Raw genomic sequence first — 15989 nt, forward strand, 5'->3', positions numbered from 1 at the left:
AATGTCCCAAGTACTGGAACAATCGATTCAAATTAATGCTACAGCCACGGTAGTCGAACGCTGTATTACTGATTTAGCCCTAATGCACCGTTGGCTGAACCCTGTCCTTCGTTGTGAACCTGTGGGGGAAGTCTGGAGTACTGATGTAGGTAGTCAAAGTCGTTTTATTATTCAAATTCCTCTCATTCAACCTACTTTGTACAGCGTAGTTATAGAACGACAACCAGGTTTGGTAGTGTGGGGATTTAAGGGATTTTTTCAAGGACGCGATCGCTGGGAATGTCAACCAACACCAAAAGGAACACTCCTGCTAAACCGCTTTGAATTCGATATTCCCAATCCCCTAGTAAGTTGGGGTTTCCAAACCTTTGCCGCATCTTGGACAAAACAAGATATGGAAGCCCAACTCCGTCGCCTTAAACGAGTCGCAGAAGAACAAAATTAGTTATTGGGGATGGGGCATGGGGCATGGGGCATTGGGCATGGGGCATGGGGCTTTCTAGGAAGTGTGGGAGGTGTGGGAGGTGTGGGAGGAAGGAGGGGGAAGCATAAATTCTCTTTCCCCCCACACTCCCCACACTCCCTCATCCCCCCATCTCCCCATCTCCCCATCTCCCCATCTCCCCATCTCCCCATCCCCCCATTCCCTACCCATCTTTCTCCAATTCCCCAAGTAATCGCCGAATCACGGCTGCATCCTGGGCGTCAGGAACTTTGAGTAAATAAGTTTGTAAGTCTTGTGCGGCTTGGGGATAGTAGCCAAGCTGATAATAGATCAAACCGCGATCGCGCAATTCTAAAGTTAAATCGGGAAACAGTAGTAAAATTCTTTCCACTGCTCCTAATGTTTTTTCTAACTTTTGCTGTTTTAGGTAAATAAACTTTAAATTTGTTAGCATCCTTGCCAAAAATTGCCGATTAGTTACCACAGCTAAAAATTCTGGTTGTAGCGTCATCGGTTGCTGATAAAGCTGAGATAGTCTTTCTTGGCAATCTTCGGCAAATATTATTTCACCACTATTGAAAGCATCAACGAAAATTTCCATGTCTGGAAGATCGGGACGAATCAAAAAATGTCCCGGCATTCCTATACCCACCATTGGAAAATCAATCCGCCGCGCAATTTCTAAGTAAACCAAGGCTAAAGTAATAGGAATCCCCAATCGTCTATCAATTACGTCATTGAGATAACTATTGCGCGGATCGTAATAGTCAATTTTATTACCAGAAAATCCTAAATCTTGGTATATATATTGATTAATAGTTTGAATCATCCGTAGAGGATATCGCTCTTGGGGCAGGCGTTCTTTCAGTTCCCACGCCATAGTATCAAGGGCGTTGAGATATTCCTCTGGGTCTAGGTCTGGATATTCTTCTTGTGCAATATATAAAGCTGCCTTTGCTAAATTTATTTCCTCGTCAGCCTGCTGAATCTCTTGATAAAAATATTGTCGCGCTAACGAGAAATTCATAAACTATAACTCGGTGGAGGTGTGAGGAGGAAGGGAAAGTGATACAAATTCAAGATTCACGCATTTAAAAGACTATATATCACAAAGCTTTTTTCATAGAAGACTGTTAACTGTTGACTGTTAACTGTTGACTGTCAACAACTTGAAGCTGTTGTTTATATTCTAGAGTTTTCTCAAGAAAAGTTTGTCGAACAAAACTCAGTTACTCTGATTTTCCGCTTTTTGTGCCTATTTTTATATTATGAATATTCACTAAATTTGAAAACGTAGTTTGTACATAAATTTCATGAAATCAATCTATCCAAGGTATGAAAATAAATTTCAGGCACCCTTTTTTACGGCTACACCAACGGGGCGACAGTAGGTAGTAGACAGTAGGGTCACACATTTAACTCTAACGTGGCAACTTATTTTCCCTGTTCCCTATTCCCCGTTCCCTGTTCCCTTTTAATGATTTATCTACAGGACTTACGCAAAATATCTCTCAAACTCTCATTTCTCCGTGAACTCTGTGCCTCTGTGGTAGCCTACGGCAAGCCGCTCCGCGTCTACGTTCTTCCGTGACTCGTGCGTAAGTCCTAATCTAACTCCGAAACGGCATTGAGAGCATTTGTATTAACTATTTGAATGAAATGGCATGGTACTGCTCTTTGTGGCGATCGCTGGGAAGAGCAGATTTTTTTATTCCCCAATGCGTAGAAATTAGGTAAAAAACACTACAGACAATAGTAGCGATTGTTCAACTAGCACCATACTGAAGTGCCACTTTTACAAGTGAGGCCAATTTTTGATCCCCAACCTCAGTCTTAAGAATCAATTTATGGCGTAGAGGGGGGGCGTTCAGTGCTAACCTGAAAGATGACATTGCTTAATCTTATGTCTTCAACGACCTTATCTGAAATATAGCTTCAATCATTAGGCGCAGCATGGTCACAACCGCAGAAAAAACAAACATAGGCTACATTACCCAAATCATTGGTCCAGTTGTAGACGTTAAATTTCCCGGCGGGAAATTGCCTCAAATCTACAACGCTTTGACCATCAAAGGCACCAACGAAGCTGGACAGGAAATTAACCTCACCATCGAAGTACAGCAATTGCTGGGCGACAACCAAGTACGGGCTGTTGCTATGAGTTCTACCGATGGTTTAGTGCGTGGTTTGGAAGTCGTCGATACAGGCGCTCCCATCAGCGTGCCAGTTGGTAAAGCCACCTTGGGTCGGATTTTCAACGTCCTTGGCGAACCTGTGGACAACAGGGGGCCTGTAAATGCTGAGGCTACCTTACCCATCCACCGTTCTGCTCCCAAATTCACTGACCTGGAAACCAAACCTTCGGTATTTGAGACTGGGATTAAAGTTGTTGACCTCCTGACTCCCTATCGACGCGGCGGTAAGATTGGTCTGTTCGGCGGTGCTGGTGTTGGTAAGACCGTGATCATGATGGAGTTGATTAACAACATCGCTACTCAGCACGGTGGAGTATCAGTTTTTGCTGGTGTGGGCGAACGTACCCGTGAAGGCAATGACCTCTACAACGAAATGATTGAATCTGGGGTTATCAACAAAGACAACCTCAACGAATCGAAGATTGCTCTGGTTTACGGTCAGATGAACGAGCCACCCGGAGCAAGAATGCGGGTTGGTCTGTCTGGGTTGACAGTGGCAGAGTACTTCCGCGATGTCAACAAACAAGACGTGCTGCTGTTTATTGACAACATCTTCCGGTTTGTGCAAGCAGGTTCGGAAGTATCAGCGCTGCTAGGTCGGATGCCTTCAGCGGTAGGATATCAGCCTACATTGGGTACTGACGTGGGCGAACTGCAAGAACGGATTACCTCCACTACAGAGGGTTCCATTACCTCAATTCAAGCGGTATACGTACCTGCGGACGACCTCACCGACCCCGCACCTGCAACCACCTTCGCTCACTTGGACGGAACAACAGTACTGTCTCGCGGTTTGGCAGCTAAGGGAATTTATCCAGCGGTAGATCCTCTGGGTTCAACTTCCACCATGCTACAGCCAGGAATTGTTGGCGAGGAACACTACAATACTGCCCGTGCGGTGCAATCAACTCTGCAACGTTATAAAGAACTGCAAGACATTATCGCCATTCTGGGTCTAGATGAATTGTCTGAAGAAGACCGTCTAGTGGTGGCACGGGCGCGGAAAGTTGAGCGCTTCTTGTCTCAGCCGTTCTTTGTAGCAGAAGTATTCACCGGTTCTCCTGGTAAATACGTGAAGTTGGAAGACACCATCAAAGGATTCCAAAAAATTCTGTCTGGTGAGTTGGATGACCTACCAGAACAGGCTTTTTACTTGGTGGGCGATATCAACGAAGCGATCGCCAAAGCTCAAAAACTTAAAGGTTAGTCATTGGTCATTAGTCATTAGTCATTAGTGCAAATTCTAATGATTAATGGCTATTGCAAAAGACAACGGACAAAGGACAAAAGACAAATGACATTAACCGTTCGTGTAATTTCCCCAGATAAAACAGTCTGGGATGCCCCAGCTGAAGAAGTAGTTTTGCCTAGCACTACCGGTCAGTTAGGTATTTTAACTGGACACGCACCTCTGTTAACTGCCCTGGATACAGGTGTGATGCGCGTCCGTGGAGCTAAAAATCAAAATTGGGAAGCGATCGCTCTTTTGGGTGGCTTTGCCGAAGTGGAAGAAAATGAAGTCACAATTCTCGTTAACGGCGCAGAACGTGGTGACAAAATTAACCTCGAAGAAGCCCGTGCTGCTTACAGCCAAGCAGAAGCACGTCTGACTCAAGTGCCAGCAGACGATCGTCAAGCACAAATCCAGGCAAATCAAGCCTTCAAACGTGCCCGCGCTCGGTTTCAAGCCGCTGGCGGTTCAGTCTAACAATTTTGGATTTTAGATTTTGGATTTTAGATTTGCTTCAAAATCCAAAATCATCACAAACAAAGACGCAAAGGCATTTTTATTGCTTCTGCGTCTTTTTTGCATCAAATCTTTTCCCTAGTCACTAGCAAGTACTGAATAAAAAAAATGAAATTCTTTACTCAGCACTCCTAACTCCAAACTCCTAACTCCTAACTCCAAACTCCTAACTCCAAACTCAGCACTCTCGATTACACCATTTCCGATGAAGCCTGTACTACTGGTTGCGGCTGCGGTTGGAACATGAACAATGAGTAAACTACATCTCGGCGAATATTCACCATCATATCCAAGAACAGTTCGTAGCCTTCGCTCTTATACTCAATTAGTGGGTCTTTTTGACCGTAACCGCGCAATCCTACTGATTCGCGCAAAGCGTCCATTTGTTGCAAGTGTTCTCGCCACAGGGTATCAATGCGTTGCAAGATGAAGAAACGTTCGGCTTGGCGCATCAGTCCCGCTTGTACTTGGTCAATTTGGGCTTCTTTAAGGTCGTAAGCAATTCGCACTTGTTCGTGGAGGAAGAATTTAATCTCACTGACTGACATATCTTCCAATTGAGTAGCCTGCAAATCTGATAACAAGTACACGAATTCTTTGACTTTATCAACTAACTTTTCTAACTCCCACTCTTCGGAAGGTAAGTCTACGTTGATGTAGTAGTCAACGATGTCATCCATCGTCTTTTCAGCGTACTTGATTACCTGTTCTTTCAAGTCTTGACCTTCTAACACCCGACGGCGTTCGGCGTAAATAGCACGACGTTGATTATTCATCACTTCGTCATACTCAAACACCTGCTTACGGATGTCATAGTAGTAGGTTTCAACTTTTTTCTGTGCCCCTTCCAAACTGCGAGTTAGCATCCCCGATTCAATGGGCATATCGTCTTCAACGTTGAAGGCTTCCATTAAACCAGCGACGCGATCGCCACCAAAAATTCGTAGTAAATTATCTTCTAAACTCAGGAAGAATCTTGTGGAACCAGGGTCGCCTTGTCGTCCGGCGCGTCCGCGTAACTGGTTATCAATCCGGCGGGATTCGTGGCGTTCTGTACCAATGACGTGCAAACCACCAAGTTCCACCACTTCATTATGCTCTCGCTCGGTGAATTGTTCGTATTCTTGCTTAATGCGCTTATAAGCTTCCCGCAATTTCTGAATTACCGGATCTGGCGTGGGAGCTTTTTCCGCCGCCACAGCTACCTTATCTTCAGCTTCCAACTCCGGTAGACTTCGTTCGCCATATTCGCGCACAGCAGCTTCTACTGCTTCTTTGAGGATCTGTTCTGCTTCTTTTGTCAGCTGTGTGGGGAAAATTTCTGGTGAAGCCCGCCAGGTTTTGACTTTCCTCCCCGGAACGAAACCTTGGCCACCGCCATGTCCTGTAGGTAATCCAGCAGCTCTTTGCACGCCAAATGTATCTTCATCTTCTGGCATCACGATGCGGGGCATGAAATATTCCCGCAACTTCAAACGCGCCATGTATTCTGAGTTACCACCAAGGATGATGTCTGTACCTCTTCCCGCCATGTTGGTGGCAATGGTCACAGCACCTCTGCGTCCTGCCTGAGCAACGATTTCTGCTTCCCGTTCCACGTTTTCTGGTCGGGCGTTGAGTAATTCGTGGGGAATTTCTAGTTGTTTGAGCAGTCTACTGAGATATTCAGATTTTTCTACACTCGTGGTTCCTACTAATACGGGTCTACCGAGTTCGTGCATTTCAGCACATTCTCTAGCGATCGCTCCCCACTTGCCTGTTTCTTTCTTAAAAACCATATCAGACAAGTCTTGGCGTTTTCTTTCCCGGTTAGTGGGAATTACTGTCACTTCAAGTTTGTAAATTTTTTCAAACTCTGGTTCTTCAGTTTTTGCCGTTCCCGTCATTCCACCCAATTTGGGATACAGCAAGAACAAGTTTTGATAAGTAATTGTCGCTAGAGTCTGAGTTTCGGGCTGAATTTCTACATGTTCCTTCGCTTCAATTGCTTGGTGTAGTCCATCACTCCAGCGCCGTCCGGGTAGTACCCGACCGGTAAATTCATCCACAATCACCACTTCCCCATTGCGGACAATATAGTTTGTGTCTTTCAGGAAAAGTTCTTTGGCTTTAATGGCATTAAAAACAAAGTGCGCCCAAGGATCTTCTGGGTCAAATAAATCTGTAACTCCCAATAGATTTTCTGCTTCTGCAAACCCTTCATCTGTCAACAGCACGTTACGAGCTTTTTCATCCACCTCATAATGCTCATCTTTTGTGAGAGTCTCTGCTATTTCAGCAGCTTGCAGATATTTTTCTGTAGGTCTTTCCACCTGTCCAGAAATAATCAGAGGTGTCCGTGCCTCATCAATTAAAATCGAGTCTACTTCGTCAATAACGCAGTAATTAAACGGGCGTTGCACCACATCTTTCATATCCGTGGCCATATTATCCCGGAGGTAGTCAAAGCCCACCTCACTATTCGTCACATAAGTAATATCACAGTTATAATTTTTCTGTCGTTCCGTGGGAGTCATGCTGGCCTGAATCAGCCCCACACTCAACCCCAAGAACCGATGCACCTGTCCCATCCACTCAGCGTCCCGACGAGCTAGGTAATCGTTCACAGTAATAACGTGTACACCTTTACCAGTCAAGGCATTCAAATAACTGGGTAATGTGGCTACTAATGTTTTACCCTCACCCGTTTTCATTTCAGCAATTTGCCCTACGTGCAAAATGATACCGCCAAGTAGTTGGACATCAAAATGCCGTAAGCCTAAGACTCGGCGTCCTGCTTCTCGGACAACAGCGTAAGCTTCTGGCAAAATATCATCTAGAGTTTCGCCTTTAGCGAGTCTTTGTCTAAATTCTGCGGTTTTACCTTTTAAATCCTCGTCAGAAAGAGTATTAATTTCTTCCTCTAAAAGGTTAATTTCTGTGACGTAAGGTTGGTATTTTTTCAGCTTACGAGCGTTGGGATCGCCCAACAAAAGTTTTAGCATGGCAGGTTATCGAACTGAATCAAGGGGGATGGCAATTAAAGATTTGGCATTGATTATAAACATTTAACCCACTCAACAGTCTTAGTGGTAGATGGGTCTAAAATGAGAATTTGCTCAAAAACAGGAGAAAAACTAGTCAATCAGTTTCTTAAATGATTGGTTTTAATTCATATCTTATAATATTTACTCTTTGTTCATAGTATCATTTTGCCTCCAGATAGGGCATTAGGCATGGGGCATAAGGCAAACAGTGAGTGCTGAGTTAGGAGTTAGGAGTTAAGAGTTATTCTCCCCACCTCCCCATCTCCCCATCTCCTCATCCCCCTCATTTCTCCCACTCTCGACTAAGGCGACGGAAGTTGTAGTCACTAGCACTGGGATGACAACTGACGCAACTGCCAATTTCTAGGGGACGTGGTAGCTTAATTCCAGGATGCAAAGCTTTGAAATAACGGGAATTATTCAAACGATAGGGTGTTTCTTCATCGTTGAGTTGGACGCGGGAGAAAGTCAAAAGATATTTCCACACTAGAATCCGGGGCGGATCGACTAAAGGCTTGAGTTGTGTGCCGTAGTGCTGGGAGTCTTCCAGAAGATTTTTCCAAGTTTGGGTGGGAAAAACGGCTGGTGGTAAGGCGATGTGACATGTGGAGCAATTTTCTAAATATAGTTCTTGCCCTAATTGATATTGTGGAGCTATGACATCAACTGTGCCAATTTCGGCAGGAGGAGTGGCACTTTGGGCGTTAGTTACCAAGGCTAAAAGCCAACCCATAGCTAGACTCCAGGTGATAATTACCAAAAGTAAACCGAAAAATTGACGTTTGAATTCCCGTTCGGCGCTTTGTTGTAGTACTTGACGTTGGCTTAGCGATCGCTTTTCGCCATTACGAAATTTCCACTTAACAAAAATTGACATTCCTCACATTCCCAGATTTCTAGAAGTGGCGCTTGTGTTAATCATAGGACTTACGGAGTATTAGAAGTGTTTCAAATTACGGTTAAGTAATTTTGCTCAAAGATATGGCGATCGCTTTTTTTGGGCTACATCAAATTTAATATAAATATTTCTAGAGCATACTAATGCTGATTATGCAATAAAAAATTTCTTGGTAGTTTTAACCTGACTCGCTAGAAAATTCAGCTAAAATACTTATGATTTCATTTACACCAATATCTTCTCTGTCAGACTTGGAATAAATCGTTAATAGCAAAATACTTGTAGCTGACTCAACTTGATAAATTAATCTATAACCAGCACTTTTACCTTTTTGGATATTACTATTACGAACTATCACTTTATAAACAAGATATTCTTCGCCAATTCCAGCAATTATATCTCCAAGAATATTCCCTTGCTGTAATTGCTCAATAATTGGTTGAACATCAGAGCGAATCTTGCGAAATCTTTTAGAAAGTCTGTAAAGTTATTGTTCAAATTCATCTGCAAATCTAATTGAAACCGGATTATCACTCTTCATCGATACTGTCCCATAGTTCACTAATTGGTCTAGTTTGCCCTGCTTTTGCTTGCTGTAAAGCTCTCCTTAAACTAGCTTTAATTTCTTCAACAGGTGTATCGTCAGGGTCAAATTCTTCTGTGTGTGTTGCTTCTGGAACCAATACAATTACCCGAACCTGATGAGGATAATTCATTCCTTGAATTGGCTCATCTAAAACTAAGTTTCCTTGAGAGTCGATTTTTCCAGTAACTTCAATTGCTTTCATCTGTTATCTACCTGAATTTGTAGTAGATTTTAACACGCTCCAAAATAAATTTATTATCGATAAAACCAATATACTGAGCATACAAAAGACATAGATGCGTAATTATTTTTTATGTTTGTAAAAAGCGATCGCATTTTTGGCACTGAAGATTACCCATAAAAAAGGTACAAAAAATAACTTTAATTAGTAACCACTATTACGCAGGATTAACCTGAGTATAAGCTTAAAAAGTTATCCTTTACACCTATAAATACAGTTACAAAATTATCTATAGTAATCCTAAATAATTCGTCAAATATTAAGTGTTAGGTCTGTTGACTATTAACTTTCAATGATTAACAGTCAACAGTCAACAGTCAACACCAATATTATTCACAACTAAAATAGGATTGCCATACAAAATTTTTTTAAGGAATAGGAACTGAGCGCAATAATCGTTCAACAACAGTTCTAGAATTGCGTCCTCCTCTAGGAATGAGGCGATGGCAAATAACGTAAGGCACGAGAAATTTCACATCATCGGGAATAGCATAATCACGCCCTAATAGAAAAGCTAGTGCTTGGGCAGCTCGTTGTAATGCTACAGTGCCACGGGGACTGACACCAAGGGCGATTTCCTCATCTTGGCGTGTCGCCCGCACCAATTCGAGAATGTACTGTTGCAAAGAAGTTGCCACTTTGACTTGAGAACAGAGAAAACGCAATTCTTGTACTTCTGCCAAGGTAATACAAGGCTGCAAATCAGTAACTTGAACACCATTTTGGAGATTTTGCAGCATCTGGAGTTCTTCTGACTCGGAAGGATAGCCCAAACTCAACGACAGCATAAACCTATCCATTTGTGCTTCTGGCAGGGGAAAAGTACCTTGGTACTCGATAGGGTTTTGAGTAGCGATAACAAAAAACGGTTGAGGAACTGTACGAGAGACACCATCCACTGTTACTTGATGTTCTTCCATAACTTCCAGCAACGCTGACTGAGTGCGGGGTGTGGCGCGGTTGATTTCGTCAGCAAGTAGTACATTGGCAAAAACTGGCCCAGGAAGAAAACTAAATTCACTGGTTTTGGGGTTCCAGATGTTCGTACCAGTGATGTCTGTTGGCAATAAATCAGGGGTACATTGTAGCCTTTGAAACTTGCCATCCACTGAACGAGCTAAAGATTTAGCAAGTAGGGTTTTACCAACACCAGGGACATCTTCTAAAAGGGCATGGCCACCACCTAGCAGCGCTACCAGCACTAAGCGTATTGCCTCAGTTTTACCAACAATGGCAAGAGCAAGATTTTGTGTTAAAGCGTCAATTTTTTCTCTCATGCAGTGTGGGGAATGGGGAATGGGGAATGGGGACTGGCGAGTGGGGAGTGGGGGAGATGGGGAGATGGGGAGATAGGGAGATGAGGGAGAAAGTAATTCTTCTTTCCCCCCATCTCCCCATCCCCTTATCCCCCCATCCTCTTCCCCATGCCCAATGCCCTATCTATTGTTCCCACTCAGCACTAAGAACTTGCCTAGCTGCTATGCAGTCAAGTTGAATTTGTGTTTTCAGGGTTTCGAGAGAAGGAAATTTTTGTTCGGGGCGTAAAAATTTGACTAGTTCTACAGCGAGTTGTTTACCATACAAATCGCCAGACCAATCGAACAAATGTACTTCCACAGATGTAGAAACACCGCTTACTGTTGGGCGGTTACCGATATTCATAACGCCTATGTTCTTGCTGGGGGATAAATCTGGTGTTTCACTGAGAGTGAAAATTCGCACAGCGTAAACTCCTTGGCGGGGCAAAAACTTTTCTTTTGGTAGCTGGAGGTTAGCGGTGGGAAAGCCTATGGTTCTGCCCAATTGCTGTCCTTGAACGACTAAACCAAGGAGGGTGTAGGGGCGTCCTAGTAGGAGATTTGCGTTTTCGATATCCCCATGTTCAAGGGTTTGGCGGATGAATGAAGTGCTAATGCGGGCGTCCAGACTTGGAGTATTACTTGTGTGACTGCTTTGGCTAGGTGAGTCACTTGTATAAATTTGTAAGGGAACGATGGTGACAGGAATATTGTATTTGGCAGCTAGCAATTGCAAATCTTTAGCAGTACCACTGCGCTTTTTGCCAAAACAAAAATCTTCCCCAATACTAATTCGCTGGCATTGGAGTTGTTGGACGAGAATTTTTTCGACAAAGTCTTCAGGGGTCAAAGCAGATAATTCTTTGTCGAAGGGTAATAATACCAGTTGTTCTACTCCCAGCGATCGCAATTGTTGGACTTTTTCATCGAGTGGCGTTAACAAAGTCCGGGGTTGCCCCGTAAAAAACTCCTGTGGGTGGGGATGAAAGGTGACAACTGTCGAGTAAATATGTTGTTGATTTGTCAGTTGTGGACTTTCATGAGACTGTGGACTATCAGCTACTGACAACTGACCACCAGCGTGCAATATTGGCTCAATTACCCTTTGATGACCGAGATGTACGCCATCAAATTTGCCAAGTGCAACAGCAGTCGGCGTTAGTAGCCCTTCGCTGGAAGAGGCAACCCACACAGAACACCCATTTTGAGACAAATTTAGCACGTGGATTTTGAGATTTTAGGTTTATTTAAGCTATCAGTCATTTAGTCATCAGTCATTAGTCATTGGTCATTAGTGAATAACCAATGTCCTATGCCCCATGCCATGTTTGGTCAATGACTAAGCCATAGCCAACAGGTACAATTTTCTGCTGAAAGCTTCTGATCACCAATCTAATCTAAAATCTACAATTGATTCGATCGCAACCTTTAGACAGAAAACTTGCTAACAGGAAAAGATTCTGATAAGGAAGCTGAGGTGGAAACTTGGAGTATGATTCCTTCCCGTGCCATGATAGCACCAGGGAATTTTGCAGCTGCTTGTTTTCCTACACGATCTAAAAAGTCATCATTGTGGGCTGGGTCATGGTGGTAAATTACCAAAGTTTTGACATTAGCCGCTTGTGCTACTTTCACAGCTTCTTGCCAGGTTGAATGTCCCCAGCCAATTTTTGGGGATGTGGGCGAGTGATATTCTTCGTCAGTGTAGGTGGAATCGTAAATTAAAATATCGGCATTACGAGCCAGCCAAAGCACATTTTCGTCGAGTCGGTCAGGAAAATGTTCGGTATCAGTAATATAAACAGCAGCACCATCGCGCCAATTGACTCGGTATCCTACGGCTTCACCCGGATGATTTAAAGGTGCTGTTTCCACGTTAATATCATCGATATTTATTGGTTGCCCCGGTCGAATATCATGGAAACTTAAATTGGCTTGCATGATTTGTAAGGGCACAGGAAAATTCGGGTGGAGCATCTGGTCGTTGAGGCGCTGTTCTATGGTAGAACCATCAGGAGCGATGGCACCGTAAATATGAAAGTCATTCCCCCTAACAAACCCTGGAACAAAGAAGGGAAAACCCTGCATATGATCCCAGTGGGAATGGGTGAAAAATATATGAGCTTCTAATGGCATCTGGCGCAATAAAGATTGCCCCAAAACATGTAATCCCGTGCCACCATCGAAAATTAAGCGTTTACCGCCCACTTGCATCTCAACGCAAGGGGTATTACCGCCGTAGCGAACGGTGTGTGGCCCTGGACTGGGGATGCTGCCGCGAACCCCCCAAAATTGCACGGTAAATTGATTCTCTATCCTAGACATGGGTGTTGCTTGCTGGACTGAGCGGGCGATAAATGAAAAAATTGTTACTTGTTTGGTTTAAGTTTATGCTGTCTGGCCAAATTTGTTTGGGATGGGATTAAAGGGAAGATTTCTTGGTAAAACAGCATACCCTGTTTCTGGCTGATTGTGTAAATATCGATGAGGTACTCTAGGCTATGATTTTCAACTTTTTTAGATGTATGTGTATCCGTTATCTCAAGGGTGCCCCTAAGTTATAGCCTACATTTTCATGCGATGCATTTAATTAATTCCAATTCTTTCCTAATAATTCAATAGTTCAGGGAAATTTGAATTGCCATTGAGATAATTTATCTATTCCAGTTGCGTAGGTCAGATTGTACTGTAAGGGAGTTACACTGATGTAGTTATTACGTACAACATGTACGTCTGTGGGTACATTTTGTGGTAAATTTAAGCCAATTGGTGGTTCCACATCTTCAATGACTTCTCCAGTTAACCAGTAGTAAGTTTTTCCACGAGGATCGACTCGTTTATCGAATACATCTATGTAACGCCGCACTCCTTGACGGGTGAGTGTTACTCCAGCAATTTCTTCCCACTCAACAGCAGGAATATTGACATTAAGTAACATCAAATCTGGCAGTGGTTTTTCGGCTAACTGGTCTAGGAGAATTTTGGCAAACTTAGCAGCAGGTTGAAAGTTTTTTGAGGTACGGCTGGTAAGACTCATAGCTATACTGGGAATGCCTTCAATTAAACCTTCCATTGCCGCAGAAACAGTACCAGAATATAAAATTTCTGTTCCTAAATTGGCACCTTGATTGATGCCAGAGAGAACGAAATCTGGGGGAGTCTCCAGCAAAGCCCACAGCGCCAATTTGACGCAATCTGAAGGCGTACCATCGCAAGCCCAAGCTTTCACAGCCGGATCGAAAAATGATTCCACAATTTCGGCGCGAATTGGCTGGTGCATAGTTAATCCATGTCCAGTAGCCGATCGCTCTCGGTCTGGACAAACTACTGTGACATCATGGCCTGCTTGTGCTAAATAGTTAGCAAGGGTACGAATACCTATAGCAGAAATACCATCATCGTTGCTAATTAGTAATTTCATAGACATTGGTCATTGGTCATTAGTCATTAGTTATTTGTCATTGGTCATTAGTCATTTGTCAATGGCAGTCATCACAAGTATCAAGCAACAAAACTCCAAAAATTGAAGAAGAATACAGAATTCAGAATTCAGAATTCAGAATCAAGACGCTCTCTACGAGACGCTACGCGTAGCTTGCTTAAGAGCAGGGGTACGCGGACACGGCTTAGCTGCGCTATCAGTGGGGGATTCCGACCCGCCATTGATTGTTCGCGTAGCGTCTCCCCTTGGGAGAAGACCACCAAATTGAAAATTTGGTGGGGGTCTTAAACCCACTTATTCAGACGCTCGCGGACACGGCTTACTGCGCTATCCGCCAGTCGTATAAAATTCATTCTGAATTCTGACGACTGACGCCTTTATTCTGTTTTGATAAATTATTGCCCTTGGGGTCATGGGTATAACTTTATTTATCGAGCAGTTCACAGCTTTTGACTATAGACTAATGACTAATGACCAATGACCAATGACTGATGACTAATGACTAGCAATTTAGAAGCTCAACTTTTAGCACTGCGGCACCAAGGAGAACAAGCGATCGCCGCTGCTGATACCTTAGAACGTCTAGAAGAACTCAGAGTTAGCTATTTGGGCAAGAAAGGGGAACTAGGGGCGCTGTTGCGGAGTATGGGGCAACTGAGTGCAGAGGAACGACCGATTATTGGCGCGATCGCTAATACAGTCAAAGAGTCCCTGCAAACTAGTCTAGACCAACAACGTGCCGCCCTGGAAGCCGCGCAAATTCGTTCCCAGCTGGAGGCTGAAACTCTTGATGTCAGTATGCCGGGAATTTACCGCCCCCAAGGTCGGATTCATCCACTGAATGGCATTATTGACAGGGCCCTGGATATCTTTGTTGGTATGGGCTACACCGTGGCTCAAGGGCCAGAGATGGAAACAGATTACTACAATTTCGAGGCGCTCAATACTCCGCCAGACCACCCAGCGCGTGATATGCAGGATACTTTTTACCTGCCAGATGGTAATCTGCTACGGACTCACACTTCCTCAGTGCAAATTCGCTATATGGAAAGAGAAGAACCACCAATTCGGGTTGTGGCTCCAGGGCGAGTTTATCGGCGAGATAATGTAGATGCCACCCACTCAGCAGTTTTCCATCAAATAGAACTTTTAGCCATTGACGAAGGATTAACTTTTACTGACCTTAAAGGCACAATTAAGGTATTTTTACAATCAATATTTGGCGATTTACCGATTCGCTTCCGCGCCAGTTATTTCCCGTTTACCGAACCTTCGGCTGAAGTCGATTTGCAATGGAATGGTCGCTGGCTGGAAGTGATGGGTTGCGGTATGGTCGATCCAAATGTATTGAAATCGGTAGGGTATGACCCAGAAATTTATACTGGGTTTGCTGCCGGTTTTGGTGTAGAACGCTTTGCAATGGTATTACATCAAATCGATGATATTCGTCGTTTGTATGCCAGCGATTTACGGTTTTTGCAACAATTTTAAGTAAGCGATCGCTTTAAAAAGAAGAATCCAGAATTCAGAATTCAGGAATCAGAATCAATTAGTGGTGGATTTAAACCCGCCACTCTCTTACAAAGTTTTGATGCCTACGGAGGGCTGCGCCAACGCCGGAAGCTGGCGATCAGAACTTTGCGCTGATTGTAGACCAGTCAATTTTTAATTCAGTAGGCAAGTTTTATTTACCCTGTATAAGTGCGATAGCTGGCCAATATTTAACCCTTGAGTAATATTTGAAATATAATTTTTTTTAGATATGTATTTCCGTATAGATTGCTAATGGGTCGATGACTGTTTGAACTTCTACTGCCATTTGAGTCTATAAGTCAGCCATGTTTAAAAGTTCTTCTGAGGATTGTTCTAACTTTGGTTTTGATATTTGTTTTAATTCTTTAGTAATTTTTTCAGTCAGTTTCGCCGCTGACTGAATCTTTTTATCTAATTCACTGGGTTCGGAGGACATTATTATTCGCCCCGCTACTTGCAGACTATTTTAATTTATTCTTCTGAAAACCGATTGTAGCAAAGTCGTGGTTAAGTTCTGTAACTGTTATCTGCATTGCTTAAACTAGCCTAAAAATCAATAGTTCTTTTATTTTAAAGAC

At 43.4% G+C, this 15989-nt stretch carries 14 protein-coding genes and 1 pseudogene; 4 read left to right on the plus strand and 11 right to left on the minus strand.

Translation table 11 applies throughout. From position 1 onward, the window contains the following. Nucleotide 1: 1 nt before the first annotated feature. Nucleotides 2-445: an SRPBCC family protein gene (locus VF06_RS09790; protein WP_099072226.1), complete on the plus strand. Its 444-nt coding sequence runs from the start codon at nucleotides 2-4 to the stop codon at nucleotides 443-445. Here VF06_RS09790 and VF06_RS40535 read toward each other — a convergent pair. After that, complete coding sequence (locus VF06_RS40535; protein WP_180267739.1) at nucleotides 442-636, minus strand: hypothetical protein; 195 nt, start codon at nucleotides 634-636, stop codon at nucleotides 442-444. The genes VF06_RS09790 and VF06_RS40535 overlap by 4 nt on opposite strands. Nucleotides 637-647: 11 nt before the next feature. Next, entirely contained in the window at nucleotides 648-1472 is an 825-nt protein-coding gene (locus VF06_RS09795; protein ID WP_099073231.1) for a SirB1 family protein, read from the minus strand. A 926-nt stretch (nucleotides 1473-2398) separates the two neighbouring features. Here VF06_RS09795 and atpD point away from each other — a divergent pair. Then, on the plus strand, nucleotides 2399-3847 hold the full coding sequence (gene atpD, locus VF06_RS09800; RefSeq protein ID WP_099067074.1) for a F0F1 ATP synthase subunit beta: 1449 nt from the start codon (nucleotides 2399-2401) through the stop codon (nucleotides 3845-3847). An 87-nt stretch (nucleotides 3848-3934) separates the two neighbouring features. Further along, entirely contained in the window at nucleotides 3935-4348 is a 414-nt protein-coding gene (gene atpC / locus VF06_RS09805; protein WP_099067075.1) for an ATP synthase F1 subunit epsilon, read from the plus strand. A 230-nt stretch (nucleotides 4349-4578) separates the two neighbouring features. Here the strand turns inward: atpC and secA are convergent, their stop codons facing one another. The 8 genes and pseudogenes from secA to surE form a co-directional block, all read right to left on the minus strand. Then, a complete protein-coding gene (gene secA / locus VF06_RS09810) occupies nucleotides 4579-7371 on the minus strand; it encodes a preprotein translocase subunit SecA (RefSeq protein ID WP_099067076.1) in 2793 nt (930 codons plus the stop codon). 325 nt (nucleotides 7372-7696) lie between these two features. Then, nucleotides 7697-8290: a cytochrome C gene (locus VF06_RS09815; protein WP_099067077.1), complete on the minus strand. Its 594-nt coding sequence runs from the start codon at nucleotides 8288-8290 to the stop codon at nucleotides 7697-7699. 199 nt (nucleotides 8291-8489) lie between these two features. Further along, nucleotides 8490-8852: pseudogene (locus VF06_RS42550) on the minus strand (type II toxin-antitoxin system RelE/ParE family toxin). Next, the gene (locus VF06_RS09825) at nucleotides 8842-9099 is read right to left on the minus strand and encodes a type II toxin-antitoxin system RelN family antitoxin (RefSeq protein ID WP_099067078.1); all 258 of its coding nucleotides are present in this window, start codon (nucleotides 9097-9099) and stop codon (nucleotides 8842-8844) included. Before VF06_RS09825 ends, VF06_RS42550 begins: the two are co-directional and overlap by 11 nt. Before the next feature lie 407 nt (nucleotides 9100-9506). Then, nucleotides 9507-10415: an AAA family ATPase gene (locus tag VF06_RS09830; protein ID WP_099067079.1), complete on the minus strand. Its 909-nt coding sequence runs from the start codon at nucleotides 10413-10415 to the stop codon at nucleotides 9507-9509. Between the two features lie 163 nt (nucleotides 10416-10578). Further along, nucleotides 10579-11658 carry a bifunctional riboflavin kinase/FAD synthetase gene (locus VF06_RS09835; protein WP_099067080.1) on the minus strand — a complete coding sequence of 360 codons (1080 nt, stop codon included), beginning with the start codon at nucleotides 11656-11658 and terminating at the stop codon, nucleotides 10579-10581. A 206-nt stretch (nucleotides 11659-11864) separates the two neighbouring features. Further along, the gene (locus tag VF06_RS09840; RefSeq protein ID WP_099067081.1) at nucleotides 11865-12761 is read right to left on the minus strand and encodes an MBL fold metallo-hydrolase; all 897 of its coding nucleotides are present in this window, start codon (nucleotides 12759-12761) and stop codon (nucleotides 11865-11867) included. Nucleotides 12762-13059: 298 nt separating this feature from the next. Beyond that, nucleotides 13060-13857, minus strand: coding sequence for a 5'/3'-nucleotidase SurE (gene surE / locus VF06_RS09845; protein WP_099067082.1), 798 nt, complete (start codon nucleotides 13855-13857; stop codon nucleotides 13060-13062). A gap of 519 nt (nucleotides 13858-14376) precedes the next feature. Between surE and pheS the strand changes: the two genes are divergently transcribed. Beyond that, nucleotides 14377-15369: a phenylalanine--tRNA ligase subunit alpha gene (gene pheS / locus VF06_RS09850; protein WP_099067083.1), complete on the plus strand. Its 993-nt coding sequence runs from the start codon at nucleotides 14377-14379 to the stop codon at nucleotides 15367-15369. Nucleotides 15370-15703: 334 nt separating this feature from the next. Here the strand turns inward: pheS and VF06_RS40545 are convergent, their stop codons facing one another. Continuing rightward, nucleotides 15704-15847, minus strand: a complete 144-nt coding sequence (locus VF06_RS40545) for a hypothetical protein (RefSeq protein ID WP_180267294.1) — start codon at nucleotides 15845-15847, stop codon at nucleotides 15704-15706. Between the last annotated feature and the right edge of the window lie 142 nt (nucleotides 15848-15989).

Origin of the sequence: Nostoc linckia z4 (genome assembly GCF_002608075.1) — a bacterium.
Taxonomy (GTDB): domain Bacteria; phylum Cyanobacteriota; class Cyanobacteriia; order Cyanobacteriales; family Nostocaceae; genus Nostoc; species Nostoc linckia.